The sequence below is a fragment of the Labrys wisconsinensis genome (genome assembly GCF_030814995.1).
GTDB classification, from domain to species: domain Bacteria; phylum Pseudomonadota; class Alphaproteobacteria; order Rhizobiales; family Labraceae; genus Labrys; species Labrys wisconsinensis.
In genome coordinates, this window is sequence record NZ_JAUSVX010000025.1 from 49,031 (window position 1) to 67,142 (window position 18,112).

Below are 18,112 nucleotides of genomic sequence, written 5' to 3' on the forward strand. Positions count from 1 at the left end.
TCGGCCGGGAAAGGGACTCCGCGCTCTACATCTGCGGCTTGGCCCTGGCCTGGACCGCGTCGAGCGCGGCGGCGGCGGCATCGACCGAGGTCTCGCCGTTGAGCAGGCGCTGGCTCTGGCGGTGCCATTCCTCCAGCTCCGCCGCCGAGGAATTGGCGTGGGCGGTCGGCGCGGCGGCGCTCGCGAGCCAGGGCTGGATCTGCTTCAGGGCCGGATTGTCGAGGCCGTCGAGCGTGACCGTGGTGTCGGCCGGCACGACGCCGGCATCGTGCACGAAGGTGCGGATCGGGCCGGCCGAGGCGAAGGTCTTCACCAGGTCGACCGCGAGGTCGCGCTTGCCGGAATTGCGGTTGACGCCGTAGCCGATGCCGCCGGAGACCGGGATCTTGGGATCGCCCTCCCGCTTGTCGGCGGCGACGGTCGGCGAGGGATGGCGGAACACGCCGACGGCCTCCACACCCATCATCTCGCCGAACTGCTTCCAGTGGGCGACGTCGGAGAGGAGGCCGATGGTGTTGGCGCCGTCGCCGCGCATGAACATCTCGTATTCGTCCATGAACTTGGCGGTGGAGTTGGCGCCCGGCTGGTACCAGCCCGCCTTGCCGGTCTCGACCCAGGCCTGCAGGATCGCCTTGATCGGCGGGCTCGACCATTTCAGCCGGCCGGCGGCGAAGTCAGCCTGCTGCTCGGCGGTGAGGGACGTCGCCGCCACGGCGGAGAAGAAGAACTCGGCCCCGAAGCCTTCCTTGTTACCCATGACGAAGCAGGGCACCCCGCCCTTGGCCTTGAAGGCCTCGCACACCTGCTGCAGCCCGGCCCAGGTGGTCGGCGGCTTGTCGGGATCGAGCCCGGCCTGCGCATAGAGCTTGCGGTTGTAGTAGACGACAAAGCCCTGCAGCGTGATCGGCAGGGCGTAGAGGCCGCCGTCCGGCCCCTGGAACTCCTCGCGGCCGGCCAGCTTGGCGACGAGGTCGGGCGCCTTGTCGTCCAGCCTGAGGAGCGAGCCGAGGCGCGCCTTGGCTTGGGCGCCGCCGTTCATCAGGAAGACGTCGGGGCCGGCATCGGCGGCGAGCGCCGTGCCGAGCAGCGTGTAGTACTGGTCGTGCGGCTGCATGACATAGCTGACGGTGACGCCGGGATGGGCCGCCTCGAAGGTGCTCTTCACCGTGTCGAAATAGCTGGCGAGGTTGGGGTCGCCGCTCTTGAAGTCCCAGACCGTGATCTCCTCGGCGAGGGCCGGCGCGGCGGCCAGCATCGCGGCCAGCGCGACGACCGGCGTCAGGCCGATGATCGGCTTCAGGCTCGTCATGGCGTTCCTCCGAAAGGTTGTTGTCGTTGTTCAGCCCTGCCCGCGCATCGCGACGCGCGGATTGTCCGGCGGCGGCCCGAGCGCCGCCCGCGGCAGCACCTCGGGCCGCGACCAGGCACGGCGGGCGTCCTCCGAGAGCACCAGCCCGTGGCCGGGGCGGTCCGGCGCATGGGCCCAGCCGTCGCGGATCTCGACCGGCTGCTCGACCAGGTGGTCGAAGTTCTGGAAGGAATATTCCAGCCACTCCACCTCGGGCAGGGCGCAGGCCATGTGCACGCCGACCTCGAGGAAGGTGTTGCCGAGGCTGACGGGAATGCCGAGCTCGGCCGCCAGCCAGCCGATGCGCATCACGTCGGTGACCTGGCCGTGGACGTTGAGGATGTCGGTGCCGCCGGCCAGCATCAGCGCCCGCTTGCCGGCGGCATCGAGATATTCGCCCGAATTGATCAGCGTCCACGGCGCGCCCTGGCGCAGCAGCCGCAGCCCTTCGAAATCGTGGCGCAGGATCGGGTCCTCGACCCAGAGCAGGCGGGCGCCGGCATCGCGCAGGGCGCCGAGCTTGACCAGCGCCTCCTTGGCGCCCCAGGCCTCATTGGCGTCGATCATCACCTCGGCGCCGGGACGGACGGTGCGGACCAGCAGGTCGAGCCGGTGGCGGTCGCGCTCGAAGTCGGGATGGCCCACCTTGATCTTGAAGGCGCGGTAGCCCTGCGCGTCGGCATGGGCGAACAGCGCGGCGAACGCGGCATCGTCGAGATGGAAGTCGAGGCCGGAGGCATAGGCGCGCACCCGGTCGCGCCGGCTGCCGAGCAGGCGGTGCAGCGGCAGGCCGGCCTGCTTGGCGGCGAGGTCCCAGAGCGCCACCTGGACCGCTTCCTCGAAGGGCAGGCCGAAGCCGCGCTGGTTGCCGCCGCGCGGACGGCCGACGCGATGCACCAGGCCGAGCGGCGGCTCGCCTTCCAGGCCCGGCCAGACCTCGTCGCGGAAGACGCGGACCATCTCGGCCAGGGCTGGAAGAGGCCGGAACAGGCTCTGCGCGAAGCCGAGGCCGATGCGGCCCTGCGCGTCGACCAGCTCGAGGGCGGCGATGTTGGCGTCGTCCGCCCGCACCTGGCTGTCGCCGATGACGCGGTCGCGGGCGAACTGGAACCGGGTGAGACGGAATTCCGCGATGCGCATATCGATCAGGGTCTGGCGTTGATATATCAGATTGTGCTATTAATAGATCAGACGACGAGGGCACGCAAGTGACGACAGCCAGGGATGCGCCGGAGGACCTCGCGAGCCCGGACGGGCGGCGGTTGAGCGACATCGCCTATGCCCGCATCCTCGAGATCCTGTTCGAGCGTCGCCTGCCGGCCGGCGCCTTCGTGTCGCAGAGCGAGCTGGTCACCTTGACGGGCGTCTCGGTCGCACCGCTGCGCGATGCGCTGCGCGTGCTCGAGGCCGACGGCATCGTCACCATCCACCCGCGGTCCGGCATCGAGTTCGTCAAGCCCGGCCTGGAGCTGACGCGGGCGACCTATCAGTTCCGCGGCATCGTCGAGGCGGCGGCGGTCGCCGTCTATGCCGAGACGGCGGACGAGGCCGACATGGCCGCGGTCGAGCGCAGCCACCGGTCGGCGCTGGAGGCGATCGAGCGCGAGGGGCTGACGCCGCCCCTGCGCGACGGGCTGGAGACGCTGGAGGACATGCTCCACAACGCCATCATCGCCAGCCTGCGCAACCCGCTGATCGAGACCAGCTACCGGCGCATCCACAACTATCTCCGGATCCTCCGGCTCGACCGCAAGATCACGCCGCCGCTGGCGCTGCGCTCGATCCGCGAGCATCTCGCCATCATCGAGGCCTGCCGCCGCCGCAACGCCGCCGAGGCGCAGGCGGCCCTGCAGACGCATTTCACCAATGCGCTGCAGCGGCACATGGGGCTGTACTGAGGCGAGCGGCGGGTGCGCGCCGATCCAAGTTTTTGAACGATTCCAGGCTGCGCTCCCGCCGTTCCCGTGCCATCATCCCCCCGCAAGGTCGGAAGCCGGCGAGGCGGGAGGAAGCCATGGCAGTGGAGATCGTTCGCGGCCGCGACGCGGTCGTGCATTTCGACGGACATCTGTGCATCCATTCGCGCGGCTGCGTGCTCGACCGGCCCGACGTGTTCGTGCCGAACGTCAAGGGCGCCTGGATCCATCCGGACGCGGCCGCGGTGGAGGACCTGGAGCGGCTGGCGCACAACTGCCCCTCCGGCGCCATCCGGATCGAGCGGCTCGACGGCGGGCCGGAGGAGACGGCGCCGCTGGTCAACACCGCGCGCATCCGCGAGAACGGGCCGCTCGCGGTGAACGCGGCGCTGGTCGTCGGCGAGCACCAGGCGACCCGGGCGACGCTCTGCCGCTGCGGCGCCTCGGCCAACAAGCCCTATTGCGACGGCAGCCACAGCGCTGCCGGCTTCACCGCCACGGGCGAGCCGGCCACGCAGGCCTCCGAGCCGCTGGCGGCGCGGAACGGCCCGCTCACCGTCACGCCCTTGACCAACGGGCCGCTGCGGGTGGTCGGCAACCTGGAGGTGGTCTCGGGCACGGGGCGCACCGTCAACCGGGTCACGGAGACCTATCTGTGCCGCTGCGGCCACTCCGGGAACAAGCCCTATTGCGACGGCAGCCACAAGAGGGCGGGGTTCGTCGGCTAGGCAAGGGATCCATGGCTTTCGCCATCAAGGCCGAGCTGCACGAGCCCGACGCGGAGACCTTCGTCTTCACGGCGGCGAAGACGATGTACGGCGGCACGCACATCGCCGCCGGCGACACGCTGTTCGTGTTCGCCAGCGAGACCCAAGGCGGCCGCGGCCTCGTGGCGCAGGCCGTGGTGACGGCGGCAGAGGCGGTGGCAGGGATACCCGACGTGGAGCGGCAGACGCCGCGGGTGAGCATCGCCGCGCGACGCACCGCGGCGGCGACACGGCCCCTGGGGCGGGCCGAGCTCAAGCGCTTCGGCGACTGGAGCGACGGCCGGCCCGAGACCGAGCTCAACTTCAAGTTCTACCGGCAGTCGACCAACAAGATCGTCGGCGTGTCGGAGGAAACGGCGGCGTTCCTGCGCGGGTTCTTCTAGCGCCTCGTGCGAAGCCGGCCCTGCCCCGAGGCAGCGGGTGGCCGAACGTTTCTCGACGACGGCAGGTCCACCCGCGACCGTCGTCGTCCTAGCCGCAACCGTTCCGTCATGGCCGGGCTTGACCCCATAGGCGCTAAGATAAGGTCTACCGGGAGGCAGATATCGCGCTGTGCGTGACGCGCCTTTGTAAGATTTGCACGACGCCTGTGCCCTCCCTCCCCCTTGTGGGGAGGGATAAAGGGTGGGGGTCGTGGGCATAGGTCTCGACATATCCTGATGGACCCCCACCCCTTACCCCTCCCCACAAGGGGGAGGGGATCGATCGACGTCGCGCCCAACTGGCTACTGCGTTCTTAACTTAGCGCCTATGGGGCTTGGCCCGGCCATCCACGCGACCACCAGCGGCGCCGCGAAGAACGCCGACCTATGTCTTGCCGCGTACGGCGTGACGCGGCAAGACATTTGCCCTTCGAGACTGCTGACAGGATGCCGTCAGCAGCCCGAGCCTATGGTGCCCCGTGTCCTGCCCGCCCGCAGGATGCGCGAGGGCTCCGGCATGTCGAGCATCGATCTTCAGGACGACCCCTGGGGCCGCCGCTGGTGCCATGCCCCAAGGCGGGACGCCCGATCCTCGGGGTGGTCGAGGACGTTTGCGGGGCAGGCCGGCAGGCCGATCCGCGACGGCATCGCGTGCATGCTCGTTGCCGCCCTGCTGTTCGCGTCGGGCGCCGCCACGGCCCGCTTCGCCTCGGGCGCCATGAACACCTCCGCCCTCGTGTTCTGGACCAATCTGTTCTGCTTCCTGATCATGGGGGCGTGGTGCGCCCTCCGGCCTCCCCAGGGTGGGATCGCGACGAAGCGGCTCGGGCTGCACGTCCTGCGCTCCGTCTTCACCTACGGCGCGCTGCTGACCTACTTCTACGCGATCGCAACCATTCCCTTCGCCAATGCGGTCGTGCTGCAGTCGCTGGGCCCCGTCTTCGTGCCCGTGCTGGCCCTGGTGGTGCTTCGCAGGCTGTCGGATCGCAGCGTCTGGATCGGGGTCGTCATCAGCTTCGCCGGCGTGGCGCTCGTCATTCCGCCCGGCCGGTTGGGGATGTCGATCGGGGATCTGGCCGCCCTCCTCGCCGCCGTGGGCGGCGCGGCCGCCGCGCTGGTGATCTGGTCCCTGTCGACGACGGAGCCCGCGCAGCGGCAGATGTTCTATTTCTCGCTCTTCGCGGTGGTGCTTGCGGCGGTCCCGCTGCCATGGACATGGCAGACGCCGCGTGCGATCGAGCTCGTTCAGATCGGCGTCACCGCCGCCTTCATCATTGCCGGCCAATATTTCTATGCCAAGGCCTTCATCCTGGCCCCCGGCGACAAGGTGAACACCTGGAGCTACATGTCGATCGTGTTCGCCGCGATCATCGGGCGTGCCGTCTGGGCCGAACCGATTCTCGTCACGACCTGCGTGGGGGCCGCGCTGATCGTCCTGGGTGCCCGTCTGGCATCGAGGACGCGGCCGGAGAGGGCTCCCGCGTGCCGTTCGGGGACCGGAACCGACATGTGACGGCGGCCGCCTGGCCCCGTCCCTTCTGCGCAGGCGGCACAGGGAAGCTTGAAGCTGCGGCTGCCGCGAAAGGCTCCGCCCCACATCGCGTCGAACGCTCGCCGCCGCCGGAGAACATCCGCCCCGTTCTGCCGTTCCGGCACGGGAAGATCCTTCTCCTTCACCGGAAAAGAACGCACAATATAGTCTATTGATTTTATAGACTATAAGCACCTATGACTCTCTGTGCCGCCCATGCCGGCCGAGGGAGTGCGGAATGAGCGAGCTTGCCATCGTCGGGGTCTCCGGCAGCGTGACGCGGCCCTCGCGCACCACCGCGCTGGTGCGGGCGGTGCTGGACCGGCTCGAGGCGCGCAGCGGCCTGACGCCGCGGCTGATCGAATTGGTCGATGCGGCGCCGCATCTGTTCTCCGCCCTCACCTGGGACCGGGTGGCGGGCGAGGCGCGCGCCATCGTCCGCGCGGTGGAGCAGGCCGACCTCCTGGTGGTCGGCACGCCCGTCTACCGCGCCTCCTATACCGGCGCGCTGAAGCACCTGTTCGACCTCGTCCACCACGCCACCTTCGCCGGCAAGCCGGTGCTGCTCGCCGCCACCGGCGGCACGCCGCTGCACGGTCTCGTCACCGAGCACCAGCTCCGGCCCCTGTTCGGCTTCCTCAACGCCCTGACGCTGCCGACCACGATCTACGCCGTCGAGGCCGACTTCGACGGACACCGCCTCGCCAGCCCCAGGATCGCCGAGCGCATCGAGCGGGCGGTGGGCGAGGCGCTGGAGCAGGTCGGCCGGCGGCCGGGCGCGGAGGAAGCCGACCGGCGCCCGGTCCTCGCCGCCGGCTGAGGCCTTTCCCAACCAACGCCACACCAGAGAGCCGCCATGACCCTGACCAACGCCCTGTCCCCTGCCCGCGAGCCGGTCAAGTTCGCCTATTGGGTGCCCAACGTCTCGGGCGGGCTGGTGATCAGCAAGATCGAGCAGCGCACCGGGTGGGATATCGACTACAACAGGAAGCTGGCTGAGATCGCCGAGGCCAGCGGCTTCGACTATGCGCTGAGCCAGATCCGCTTCACCGCCGGCTATGGCGCCGAGTTCCAGCACGAGCCGGTCGCCTTCAGCCAGGCCCTGCTCGCGGCCACAACACGCCTCAAGGTGATTGCCGCGCTGCTGCCCGGGCCGTGGAACCCGGCGGTGGCGGCCAAGCAGATCGCCACGATCAACAACCTCTATGGCGGGCGCGTCGCGGTCAACGTGGTCAGCGGCTGGTTCCGCGGCGAGTTCGCCGCCATCGGCGAGCCCTGGCTCGACCATGACGAGCGCTACCGGCGCTCGGAGGAGTTCATCCGGGCGCTGCGCGGCATCTGGGCCGAGGACAACTTCACCTTCCGCGGCGATTTCTATCGCTTCAGCAATTACAGCCTGAAGCCCAAGCCCATCGACCCGCAGCCGGAGGTGTTCCAGGGCGGCTCCTCGCGCGCCGCCCGCGACATGGCCTCGCGCGTGTCGGACTGGTATTTCACCAACGGCAACACGCCCGAGGAGATCGCCAAGCAGGTCGACGACATCCGGGCCAAGGCGGCGGCGAACAACCATTCGGTCCGGATCGGCGTCAACGCCTTCGCCATCGCCCGCGAAACCGAGGCCGAGGCGCGGCGGGTGCTGGCCGAGATCATCGACAAGGCCGATCCGGAGGCGGTCAACGCCTTCGGCCACGAGGTCAAGAATGCCGGCAAGGCTTCCCCGGAAGGCCAGGGCAACTGGGCCAGGTCCGGCTTCGAGGACCTCGTCCAGTACAATGACGGCTTCCGCTCCAACCTGATCGGCACGCCCGAGCAGATCGCCGAGCGCATCCTCGCCCTCAAGGCCGCCGGCGCCGACCTGATCCTGCTCGGCTTCCTGCATTTCCAGGAGGAGGTCGAGCATTTCGGCAAGCACGTCATCCCGCTGGTGCGCCAGCTCGAGGCAGAGCGCCCGCTCGCCGTCGCGGCCGAGTGAGGCCAGCCATGATCGAGGCCCTGGGACCTCTCGGCATGCAATGGGAGATGGTCGTGGCCGGGGCCGCCTTCGGCGTCGCGGCGGATGATTTCGCCTCGCCCGCCGCCGAGGTTCCGACGGCTGCCGCGCCGGGCGGAGAGCCGGCTCTGGCCCTGGACGGCATCAGCCTCGCCTTCGGCGGCGTCGCCGCCCTCACCGGGGTCGACCTCGCCGTGCAGCCCGGCGAGATCCGTGCCGTCATCGGCCCGAACGGCGCCGGCAAGAGCTCGCTGATCAACGTCATCAGCGGCATCTACCGTCCCGATCGCGGCCGGGTGCGCCTCGGCGGCCGCAGCTTCGCCGCCGTGCCGACCGAGCGGCTCGCCCGGCTCGGCATTGCCCGCACCTTCCAGAACCTCGCCCTGTTCCCCGGCCTCAGCGTGCGCGACAATGTCGCCGCCGGCCGCGTCGCCGCCGGCCGGTCCGGCGTGGTCGGCCAGGTGCTGGGCCTGCCCCGAGCCCGGCGCGAGCGCGCCGACGCCCTCGAGCGCTCGCTCGGCGTGATCGAGTTCCTGCATCTCGATGGCGTGCGCGGCCGGCCGGTCGGCACCCTGCCCTACGGCCTGCAGAAGCGGGTCGAGCTCGCCCGCGCCCTGGTGGCCGAGCCGAGGATCCTGCTGCTCGACGAGCCCATGGCCGGCATGACCGCGACGGAGAAACGCGAGATGAGCGGCTTCGTGCGCGCGGCGCGCGAGCGCTTCGGCACCACCGTGATCCTGATCGAGCACGACATCGGCGTGGTGATGGGCCTCTCCGACCGCGTCGCCGTGCTCGACCACGGCCGCAAGATCGCCGACGGCACGCCGGACGCGGTGCGCGCCGACCCGGCGGTGATCGACGCCTATCTCGGCGTCGCCCATCAAGACGACGAGGAGGGCGACACTCGGGACGACGCCCGCAACGACGCGGGGAGGGCGGCGTGATCGGCGACATCGACTTCGCCTTCTTCACCGAGGTCCTGGTCGGCGGCCTGCTCTCCGGCGTGATGTACTCGCTCGTCGCCATCGGCTTCGTGCTGATCTACAAGACCTCGGGCGTCCTCAACTTCGCCCAGGGCGCCATGCTGCTGTTCGCGGCGCTGACCTTCGTCAGCCTGGTGGAGCGGGGCGTGCCCTTCGCGCTCGCCCTGGCGCTTACGTCGGCGGCCATGGTGCTGCTCGGCATCGCCATCGAGCGCACGGTGCTGCGGCCGCTGGTCAACAAGCCGCCGATCACCCTGTTCATGGCGACGCTCGGGCTCTCCTACGTCATCGAGGGCGCGGCGCAACTCCTCTGGGGCACGCAGGTCCACGGCCTCGACCTCGGCATCGACGACACGCCGCTGGAGATCTCGGGCGTGTTCGTCTCCACCTTCGACCTCTTCGCCGCCGGGGTGGCGGCGGTCATGGTCGGCCTGCTCACCGCCTTCTTCCGCTTCACCCGCACCGGCCTCGCCTTCCGGGCGGTGGCGGACGACCCGTTCGCCGCCTTCGCCGTCGGCCTGCGCCTGCCGCGCATCTGGGCGACGGTGTGGACCGCCGCCGGCGTGGTCGCCCTGGTCGCCGGCCTGCTCTGGGGCGCGCGGCTCGGCGTGCAGTTCTCGCTCTCCCTGGTGGTGCTGAAGGCCTTGCCCGTGCTGGTGCTCGGCGGCTTCGATTCCATCCTCGGCGCCATCGTCGGCGGCCTGATCATCGGCGCCTCGGAGAAGCTCGCCGAGGTCTATGTCGGCCCGTTCTTCGGCGGCGGCATCGAGAGCTGGTTCGCCTATGTGGTGGCGCTCGCCTTCCTGCTCATCCGCCCGGCCGGCCTGTTCGGCCAGAAACGCGTCGAGAGGGCCTGAGCGATGGCGAGCCGCGATGCCGCGAGTCCCCTCCGCCGCCTGCCCGCCTGGCTCGGCCCGGCGCTGCTGCTCGCCCTCGCCTATGGCGTGGTGCCGCTGGTCGGCTCGAGCTATCTCTTCGAGGCGATCCTGATCCCCTTCCTCGCCCTGTCGCTCGCCGCGCTCGGCCTCAACCTGCTCACCGGCTATGCCGGCCAGCTCTCGCTGGGGACGGCGGCGTTCATGGCGGTCGGCGCCTTCGCCGCCTACAACGTCAACCTGCGGGTCGAGGGCCTGCCGCTCCTCGCCAGCCTCGTCCTCGCCGGCCTGGCGGCCGCGGCGATCGGCCTCGTCTTCGGCCTGCCGAGCCTGCGCCTGCGCGGCTTCTACCTCGCCGTCTCGACGCTGGCGGCACAGTTCTTCGTGCAATGGGCGCTGACCAAGTTCGGCTGGTTCTCCAACGACAATCCCTCCGGCGTCATCGACGCCCCGCCGCTGACCCTGTTCGGCCTCGCCTTCGACGGCCCGGTCGGGCGCTATCTCTTCGCCCTCACCGTGGTGGTGGCGCTCACCGCCTTCGCCCTGCGCCTGGTCGGCACGCCGACCGGCCACAACTTCATCGCCGTGCGCGACAACGAGCTCGCGGCACGGGTGATCGGCGTGCCGGTGCTCCGCACCAAGCTGCTCGCCTTCGCCGTCTCCTCCTTCATCATCGGCGTCGCCGGCGTGCTCTGGGCCTTCGCCTATCTCCGCACGGTCGAGCCGGCCGGCTTCAATCTCGACCGGTCCTTCCAGATCCTGTTCATCATCATCATCGGCGGCCTCGCCTCGATCCGCGGCGCCTTCCTCGGCGCGGCGCTGATCGTGGTGTTCCCGCTGATCCTCTCGCGGCTCGGCAGCGCCGTCTTCGGCGGCCTGTTCGATTCCGGCGTGCTCGACATGAGCCAGCGCATCGTGCTCGGCGCGCTGATCATCCTGTTCCTGATCGCCGAGCCGGACGGCCTCGCCGCCCTGTGGGACCGGCTGGGCAGACGCCTGTCACGAAGTCCCTAACTCTTTGAAAAATCGAAACTTCACCCCGATCAACGCCCGGAGTCCGTCCATGCCGATCCTGTCGTCCCTGCGAGCCGCCGCCCTCGGCGCCTCGCTCGCCCTCGCCGGGGCCCTGCCGGCCCTGTCGCCGGCGCTCGCCGACGAGCAGTTCTTCCCGCTGCAGAGCTACCGCGTCGGCCCCTATGCCGCCGGCGGCACCGGCTTCTTCGGCGGCTTCATCGACTATCTCAACCTGATCAACATCCGCGACGGCGGCGTCAACGGCGTCAAGCTGACCTGGGACGAGGGCGAGACCCAGTACGAGGTCGAGCGCGGCGTCGAAGTCTACGAGCGCCTGAAGAGCCGGCCGGGCATCGCCGCCTGGAACCCGCTCTCGGTCGGCATCGCCTATGCCATGATCGACCGCATCACGCAGGACAAGGTGCCGCTGATCACCATCAACCACGGCCGCACCGATTCCACCGACGGGCGCGTCTTCCCCTACGTGTTCCCGCTGCTGCTGAACCCCTACAGCGAGACTTCCGGCATCATCAACTACATCGCCGGCAAGGTCGGCGGCCTCGACAATCTCAAGGGCCGGAAGATCGTGGTGCTCTACCACGGCTCGCCCTACGGCAAGGAAACCATCCCGATCTACGAGCTGCTCGCCAAGACATACGGCTTCGACGTGCAGCAGATCGAGGTGCCGCATCCCGGCAACGAGCAGCAGTCGCAATGGCTGACCATCCGCCGGGCCAAGCCCGACTATGTCGTGCTGCGCGGCTGGGGCGTGATGAACCCGGTCGCCCTCAAGACGGCGCAGAAGGTCGGCTTTCCCGCCGACCATATCGTCGGCAACGTCTGGTCCAATTCCGAGGAGGACGTGATCCCGGCCGGCGACGCCGCCAAGGGCTACACCGCCATCACCACCCAGGCCTCCGGCAACACCTACCCCGTCGTGCAGGAGATCGTGAAGACGGTCTACGGCGCCGGCAAGGGCAACCTGGAGGACAAGAAGCGCATCGGCTCGGTCTACCACAATCTCGGCATCGTCAACGGCATCCTCAATGTCGAGGCGATCCGCATCGCCCAGGAGCGCTTCGGCCACCGCACCCTCACCGGCGACGAGGTGCGCTGGGGCTTCGAGCACCTGAAGCTCGATCCCGCCCGCGTCGAGGCGCTGGGCGCCAAGGACCTGTTCCACTCCATCAACGTCACCTGGGACAACCACGAGGGCGACGGCTACGTCACCTTCCAGCAGTGGGACGGGTCGAAGTGGAAGGTGGTGTCGGACTGGATCGCACCGGACTGGGCCCTGCTGCGCCCGATCATCGAAAAATCGTCCGAAGCCTACGCCGCCCAGCACGGCATCAAGCTGCGCACCGCGGCGGATGCGGAAGGGGTGACGAACTGAGGATATCTCGCCGCGGGGGTTCAGTCGCCGGGCACGCGAACCTCTCCGCGTCATGGGCGGACTTGATCCGCCCATCCACGCGACCACCGGCAGCGCCATGGAAGGCTCCGGCCGTCGTCACGTGAACACGGCAATCGTCGCGGTCGCCGCGCGATCGAATTCGATCGCGCTGGGATGGACGGATCAAGTCCGTCCATGACGGCGAGGTTCTCGTGCACGACCCACAGGCCGCCAGCGTCTCGGTCCTTCCTGCCCTCAGGAGCATCCCATGCCCAACGACACCCCCCTCCTCACCGTCGACGGCATCGAGGCGACCTACAACCACGCGATCGTCGCGCTGCACGGCGTCAGCCTGACGGTGCGCCAGGGCGAGATCCGGGCGCTGCTCGGGGCGAACGGCGCGGGCAAGACCACGACGCTGAAGGCCGTCTCCAACCTGCTGCCGGCAGAGCGTGGCAAGGTCACCGCCGGGCGCATCCGGTTCGACGGCCACGACGTGGCGCGCACCGGCCCGGCCGACCTCGTCCGGCTCGGCCTGGCGCAGGTGCTGGAAGGCCGGCACTGCTTCCGATCGCTCTCCGTCGAGGAGAACCTCGTGACCGGCGGGCTGGGCCGCGGCTCCGGCCGGGCCGACATCGCCCGCGACCTCGACCGCGTCTACGCCCTGTTCCCGCGCCTCCGGGACAAGCGCGCCACCGCAGCGGGGCTCGCCTCAGGCGGCGAGCAGCAGATGACCGCGATCGGCCGGGCCCTGATGTCGCGCCCCCGGCTGCTCGTGCTCGACGAGCCCTCGATGGGCCTTGCGCCGCTGGTGGTGCAGGGCATCTTCCGGGCGCTCGTGGCGCTCAACCGCGCGGAGGGCCTGTCGATCCTGGTGGCGGAGCAGAACTCCACCATCGCCCTGCGCCACGCCCACCGCGCCACCGTGCTTGAGAACGGCGCCGCCGTGCTCGAAGGCAGCGCGGCGGAGCTGCGCGCACGCGACGACATCAAGACCTTCTACCTCGGCGAGGGCTCGATCGCGGGCGCCCGGCTGCGCGCGGTCGAGCCGACGCTGCCCTGACACGCTGACCCCTGGAGAGACCACATGACCATCGCAAGCACCGCAGATCCCGCCACCTCGACCCCGCTCGCCGGCGTGCCCGGCGTGCCGCGCCCGACCCGGCCGGCGCATGTGATCGCCGACGACGCCGAGGCCCTTGCCGTCGCCGAGCGCCTGGCAAAAGGCTTCGCCGAGGGCGCCTCGGAGCGCGACCGCACCCGCCGCTGGCCGGTGGAGGAGCTCGACACCTTCTCCCAGAGCGGGCTCTGGTCGATCAACGTGCCCAGGCGCTTCGGCGGGCCGGAGGTCTCCTACGTCACGCTGTCGCGGGTGATCGCCATCGTCTCCGCCGCCGATCCCTCGCTCGGCCAGATCCCGCAGAACCATCTCGGCGTGGTCGCCGCCATCCGCACCGTCTCGGACGAGGCGCAGCAGAAACTGCTGTTCGCCGAGGTGCTGCACGGCACCCGCTTCGGCAACGCCTTCTCCGAATTCGGCTCCAAGCGCGCCGCCGACTTCGAGACCCGGTTCGCCGATGCCGGCGACCACGTCGTCGTCACCGGCCGCAAGTTCTATTCCAGCGGCGCGCTGCTCGCCCATCTCGTGCCGATCGTCGCGCTCGACGGCGAGGGCCGCGCCTGGTACGCCGTCGCCGAGCGCGACGCGCCCGGCCTCACCGTCATCGACGACTGGTCGAGCTTCGGCCAGAAGACGACGCTGAGCGGCACGGTGGTGCTCGACGGCGTCAAGGTGCCCAAGACCCATCTCGTGCCCGGCTACAAGGGCTATGACCGGCCGACCGCGGACGGCGCCATCTTCCAGATCATCCAGGCGGCGGTGGATACCGGCATCGCCAAGGCGGCGATCGAGGAGACCATCGCCTTCGTGCGCACCGGCTCGCGCCCCTGGATCGACAGCGGCCTCGAGCACGCCTGGCAGGATCCCTACACGATCCAGGCCGTCGGCGACCTGACGCTGCGCCTGCACGCCGCCGAGGCGCTGCTCGATGCCGCCGGCCGGGCGGTCGACCGCGCCGTGGCCGAGCCGAACGCCGAGACGGTGGCGCAGGCCCAGATCGCCGTGGCCGAGGCCAAGGTGCTCAGCACCGAGATCGCCATCGCCGCCACCAACAAGCTGTTCGAGCTCGCCGGCACCCGCTCCACCCTGGCCGAGCACAATCTCGACCGCCACTGGCGCAACGCCCGCACCCACACCCTGCACGATCCGGTGCGCTGGAAATACGCCATTCTCGGCAACTACGCCCTCAACGGCGTCAAGCCGCCGCTGCACGCCTGGAGCTGAGGGGGCGCGAGGGAGCAGGGAAGCGTCGGGCGCGGCGGCGGTTTTTCCCTCCCCACAAGGGAGGGGAAAAACGAGCGTCGCGCCTCCAGCCGTGAGGCGAGCAGCGGAGAACGCCTTTCCCCCTATCCCCCCTTCGCCTGGACATAGGCATCGATCAGCTGGCGAAACCGCGTCGGGCCGAAGCTAGCGAAATGGCCGCCATGGACGATGCGCGGCTGCAGGCTGCGCAGGCGCTTCAGCGTCGCGACATAGACGGCGATATCGGAGTGATAGCAGTCGTCGACCAGCGGGCCGTCATAGACCACGTCCTGGGCGAAGAGCGTGCCGGTCTTCTCCTCCCACAGCGAGACATGGCCCGGCGAATGGCCGGGCGTGTGCAGCACGGTGAGGGTGCGGTCGCCGAGGTCGATGCGATCGCCGTCCTCGACCAGCGCGGTCGCCGGCGCCGGCTCGATGCGGTAGGCCCGCGCGTCCCAGCCGGGCGGCAGGCCAAGGAACATCTGCGCATCGCCCGAGCCGGACGCATAGTCGGCAAACAGGGTCGCCGCGTTGGTCGGCCGGGCCAGGATCGGCGCCTCGACCGGGTGGGCCAGGCGTTCCTCGAACTCGGCGGCCGCGCCGATATGGTCGAAATGGGTGTGGCTGAGCAGCAGCGTCAGCGGCCGCCCGCTCAGGGCCGGGACGTGGCGGCGCAGCGGCACGGCGCCGAGCCCGGCATCGATCAGGAGGTCGCGGTCGCGGCCGTGGATCAGCCACATGTTGCAGCGGAAGAACGGCGGCACCCAGGGCTCGTGCACCAGGGCGACGCCGTCGGCGAAGGGGATGGCCTCGTACCAGGCCTCGGCCGGAATGGTCGCAAGGCTCGTCATGTCGCTCCCCCGCTCGCGGCCCTAAGGGAACGCTTTAGCAGGCCGGGCGCCGCCGGCATAGGCATCGGGCAGAGCCCGGAAGAGAGCGGTGCCGCCTGTTTTCCGGCCGCGGGACATCGCGGTCGCAATCCGCCGGGCAATGCCGTATCATCGACCCGGCACAGGAAACGCCGACGCCGATGCGGTCGACATCGGGGAGCGTTGCAGCGCCGGCGGCCATTCCTGCGCTGCAGCGCATGATGCTTCGCCCGGAGGATGGCCATGCCGCTCAATTTCCCGAACGCCAGCCGAAGCTACGATGCGGCGCGCCAGAGCGTCTGCTTCTGGGGTCATGATTCGGCCTTCGAGATTGCCTTCTATGTCGGCGAGGACGCCCTGCGCGTCATCAGCCCGCAGGCGCAGCCGGGGGAGGTGGCGCTGCTGGAGGCGTTCGATGCCAACCGACCGCGGATCCAGCAGGCGGCGTCCAGGGCCTATGCCCGCAGGCGCCAGAGCTTCTACCACCTGACCGCGCCGGACTTCTGAGGACGGGATCTGCGGCGGCGGGCCTCTCCCGCCTTCGCAGCTGCGAGAATAAATCCTTGGCACTCATATCAATCGAGTGCCAAAGAGCGTAGAGACAGGGACCGGCGCGCCGATGCGCGCCCAGCCCGAAAGGGGCCCCCTATGACATTCCGCCCTCTGCACGATCGGGTCGCCATCCGGCGCCTCGAAGGCGACGACAGGTCCAAGGGTGGGATCATCATCCCCGACACGGTCAAGGAGAAGCCGCAGGAGGGCGAGGTCGTCGCCATCGGACCGGGCACCCGCGACGACGCCGGCAAGCTCATCCCCGTCGACCTCAAGGTCGGCGACATCGTGCTGTTCGGCAAATGGTCCGGCACCGAGCTCAAGATCGACGGCGAGGACCTCCTGATCATGAAGGAGGCCGACATCATGGGCGTCGTCGACAAGCCGAAGGCCGCTGCGAAAGCCGCCTGACGTCTCGCCCTGCAATCGTCGTCAAGACCAATCGGAGCACCCGTCATGGCTGCCAAGACCGTCAAATTCTCCAGTGAAGCCCGCGACGCCATGCTGCGCGGCGTCGAGATCCTCAACAATGCCGTCAAGGTGACGCTCGGGCCCAAGGGCCGCAACGTCATCATCGACCGCTCCTACGGCGCGCCCCGCATCACCAAGGACGGCGTCACCGTCGCCAAGGAGATCGAGCTCGCCGACAAGTTCGAGAACATGGGCGCCCAGATGGTGCGCGAAGTGGCCTCGAAGACCAACGACCTCGCCGGCGACGGCACCACGACCGCCACGGTCCTGGCGGCCTCGATCATCCGCGAGGGCGCCAAGTTCGTCGCCGCCGGCATGAACCCGATGGACCTCAAGCGCGGCGTCGACATGGCGGTGCTCGCGGTGGTCAGGGATATCGAGGCGCGCGCCAAGAAGGTGCAGTCGTCCGAGGAGATCGCCCAGGTCGGCACCATCGCCGCCAATGGCGACGCCTCCGTCGGCGCGATGATCGCCAAGGCGATGAAGAAGGTCGGCAACGAGGGCGTGATCACGGTCGAGGAGGCCAAGAGCGCCGAGACCGAGCTCGACGTGGTCGAGGGCATGCAGTTCGACCGCGGCTACCTCTCGCCCTACTTCGTCACCAATGCCGAGAAGATGTCGGTGGAGCTGGAGGACGCCTATCTCCTGATCCACGAGAAGAAGCTGTCTGGCCTGCAGTCGCTGCTGCCCCTGCTCGAGGCCGTGGTGCAGACCGGCAAGCCGCTGCTGATCGTCTCCGAGGACGTCGAGGGCGAGGCGCTGGCGACGCTCGTCGTCAACAAGCTGCGCGGCGGCCTGAAGGTGGCGGCCGTCAAGGCGCCGGGCTTCGGCGACCGCCGCAAGGCCATGCTGGAGGATATCGCCACGCTGACCGCCGGCCAGGTCGTGTCCGAGGATCTCGGCATCAAGCTGGAGACCGTCACGCTCGACATGCTCGGCCGGGCCAAGCGGGTGCGCATCGACAAGGAGACGACCACCATCATCGACGGCGCCGGCAAGAAGAAGGACATCGAGGCCCGCGTCGCGCAGATCAAGGCGCAGATCGAGGAGACGACCTCCGACTACGACAAGGAGAAGCTGCAGGAGCGCCTGGCCAAGCTCTCCGGCGGCGTCGCCGTCATCCGCGTCGGCGGAGCCACCGAGATCGAGGTCAAGGAGAAGAAGGACCGCATCGACGACGCCCTCAACGCCACCCGCGCCGCGGTGCAGGAAGGCATCGTCCCCGGCGGCGGCGTCGCCCTGCTGCGCGCCAAGGCGGCGGTGGCCAAGCTCACCTCCGACAATTCCGACATCCGCGCCGGCATCAGAATCGTCGAGCGGGCGCTCGAGGCTCCGATCCGGCAGATCGTCGAGAATTCCGGCGTCGAAGGCTCGACCGTGGTGGGCAAGCTCCTGGAAGCCAAGGATCCGAACACCGGCTTCGACGCCCAGGGCGAGACCTATGTCAACATGATCGAGGCCGGCATCGTCGATCCCGCCAAGGTGGTGCGCACCGCCCTGCAGGATGCAGGATCGGTGGCGGCGCTGCTGATCACCACCGAGGCGATGATCGGCGAGGCCCCGCAGAAGGACGCGCCGGCCGCCGCGGCCCCCGGCGGCATGGGGTACTGAGCGCGGCG

General features: G+C 69.6%; 18 protein-coding genes. 15 read left to right on the forward strand and 3 right to left on the reverse strand.

The genetic code is table 11. The features are described from left to right. Positions 1–25: 25 nt before the first annotated feature. Both QO011_RS38540 and QO011_RS38545 read right to left on the reverse strand, forming a co-directional pair. Entirely contained in the window at positions 26–1,309 is a 1,284-nt protein-coding gene (locus tag QO011_RS38540) for an ABC transporter substrate-binding protein (protein ID WP_307284766.1), read from the reverse strand. A gap of 30 nt (positions 1,310–1,339) precedes the next feature. After that, positions 1,340–2,488, reverse strand: a complete 1,149-nt coding sequence (locus QO011_RS38545; protein WP_307284770.1) for a mandelate racemase/muconate lactonizing enzyme family protein — start codon at positions 2,486–2,488, stop codon at positions 1,340–1,342. 68 nt (positions 2,489–2,556) lie between these two features. Between QO011_RS38545 and QO011_RS38550 the strand changes: the two genes are divergently transcribed. The 12 genes from QO011_RS38550 to QO011_RS38605 all read left to right on the forward strand — a co-directional run bounded on the left by QO011_RS38550 (position 2,557) and on the right by QO011_RS38605 (position 14,583). Further along, entirely contained in the window at positions 2,557–3,246 is a 690-nt protein-coding gene (locus tag QO011_RS38550; RefSeq protein ID WP_307284772.1) for a GntR family transcriptional regulator, read from the forward strand. 116 nt (positions 3,247–3,362) lie between these two features. After that, positions 3,363–3,992 carry a CDGSH iron-sulfur domain-containing protein gene (locus QO011_RS38555; protein WP_307284775.1) on the forward strand — a complete coding sequence of 210 codons (630 nt, stop codon included), beginning with the start codon at positions 3,363–3,365 and terminating at the stop codon, positions 3,990–3,992. An 11-nt stretch (positions 3,993–4,003) separates the two neighbouring features. Then, the gene (locus QO011_RS38560) at positions 4,004–4,414 is read left to right on the forward strand and encodes a hypothetical protein (protein ID WP_307284778.1); all 411 of its coding nucleotides are present in this window, start codon (positions 4,004–4,006) and stop codon (positions 4,412–4,414) included. 556 nt (positions 4,415–4,970) lie between these two features. After that, positions 4,971–5,966 (forward strand): DMT family transporter, encoded by a 996-nt coding sequence (locus QO011_RS38565; RefSeq protein ID WP_307284781.1) that lies wholly within the window; start codon positions 4,971–4,973, stop codon positions 5,964–5,966. Between the two features lie 256 nt (positions 5,967–6,222). Beyond that, a complete protein-coding gene (msuE, locus tag QO011_RS38570) occupies positions 6,223–6,804 on the forward strand; it encodes an FMN reductase (protein ID WP_307284784.1) in 582 nt (193 codons plus the stop codon). 36 nt (positions 6,805–6,840) lie between these two features. Further along, complete coding sequence (gene sfnG / locus QO011_RS38575) at positions 6,841–7,956, forward strand: dimethylsulfone monooxygenase SfnG (protein ID WP_307284788.1); 1,116 nt, start codon at positions 6,841–6,843, stop codon at positions 7,954–7,956. A gap of 8 nt (positions 7,957–7,964) precedes the next feature. Beyond that, complete coding sequence (locus QO011_RS38580) at positions 7,965–8,918, forward strand: ABC transporter ATP-binding protein (protein ID WP_307284791.1); 954 nt, start codon at positions 7,965–7,967, stop codon at positions 8,916–8,918. Continuing rightward, the gene (locus QO011_RS38585; RefSeq protein WP_370882074.1) at positions 8,915–9,814 is read left to right on the forward strand and encodes a branched-chain amino acid ABC transporter permease; all 900 of its coding nucleotides are present in this window, start codon (positions 8,915–8,917) and stop codon (positions 9,812–9,814) included. The genes QO011_RS38580 and QO011_RS38585 overlap by 4 nt, the downstream gene beginning before the upstream one ends. Before the next feature lie 3 nt (positions 9,815–9,817). After that, positions 9,818–10,846 carry a branched-chain amino acid ABC transporter permease gene (locus tag QO011_RS38590; protein WP_307284794.1) on the forward strand — a complete coding sequence of 343 codons (1,029 nt, stop codon included), beginning with the start codon at positions 9,818–9,820 and terminating at the stop codon, positions 10,844–10,846. A 49-nt stretch (positions 10,847–10,895) separates the two neighbouring features. Then, the gene (locus QO011_RS38595) at positions 10,896–12,239 is read left to right on the forward strand and encodes an ABC transporter substrate-binding protein (RefSeq protein ID WP_307284798.1); all 1,344 of its coding nucleotides are present in this window, start codon (positions 10,896–10,898) and stop codon (positions 12,237–12,239) included. Between the two features lie 268 nt (positions 12,240–12,507). Next, positions 12,508–13,302, forward strand: a complete 795-nt coding sequence (locus tag QO011_RS38600; protein WP_307284800.1) for an ABC transporter ATP-binding protein — start codon at positions 12,508–12,510, stop codon at positions 13,300–13,302. 24 nt (positions 13,303–13,326) lie between these two features. After that, positions 13,327–14,583: an SfnB family sulfur acquisition oxidoreductase gene (locus QO011_RS38605; RefSeq protein ID WP_307284805.1), complete on the forward strand. Its 1,257-nt coding sequence runs from the start codon at positions 13,327–13,329 to the stop codon at positions 14,581–14,583. A 122-nt stretch (positions 14,584–14,705) separates the two neighbouring features. Here QO011_RS38605 and QO011_RS38610 read toward each other — a convergent pair whose 3' ends face one another. Further along, a complete protein-coding gene (locus QO011_RS38610) occupies positions 14,706–15,452 on the reverse strand; it encodes an MBL fold metallo-hydrolase (protein ID WP_307284807.1) in 747 nt (248 codons plus the stop codon). Positions 15,453–15,713: 261 nt separating this feature from the next. Here QO011_RS38610 and QO011_RS38615 point away from each other — a divergent pair, with 261 nt between their 5' ends. From QO011_RS38615 to groL, 3 genes are all read left to right on the forward strand, one after another. Next, on the forward strand, positions 15,714–15,977 hold the full coding sequence (locus tag QO011_RS38615) for a DUF1488 family protein (RefSeq protein WP_307284808.1): 264 nt from the start codon (positions 15,714–15,716) through the stop codon (positions 15,975–15,977). 141 nt (positions 15,978–16,118) lie between these two features. Beyond that, positions 16,119–16,433: a co-chaperone GroES gene (locus tag QO011_RS38620; RefSeq protein ID WP_307284812.1), complete on the forward strand. Its 315-nt coding sequence runs from the start codon at positions 16,119–16,121 to the stop codon at positions 16,431–16,433. Between the two features lie 45 nt (positions 16,434–16,478). Further along, the gene (gene groL / locus QO011_RS38625; RefSeq protein WP_307284814.1) at positions 16,479–18,104 is read left to right on the forward strand and encodes a chaperonin GroEL; all 1,626 of its coding nucleotides are present in this window, start codon (positions 16,479–16,481) and stop codon (positions 18,102–18,104) included. The last annotated feature ends 8 nt before the right edge of the window (positions 18,105–18,112 follow it).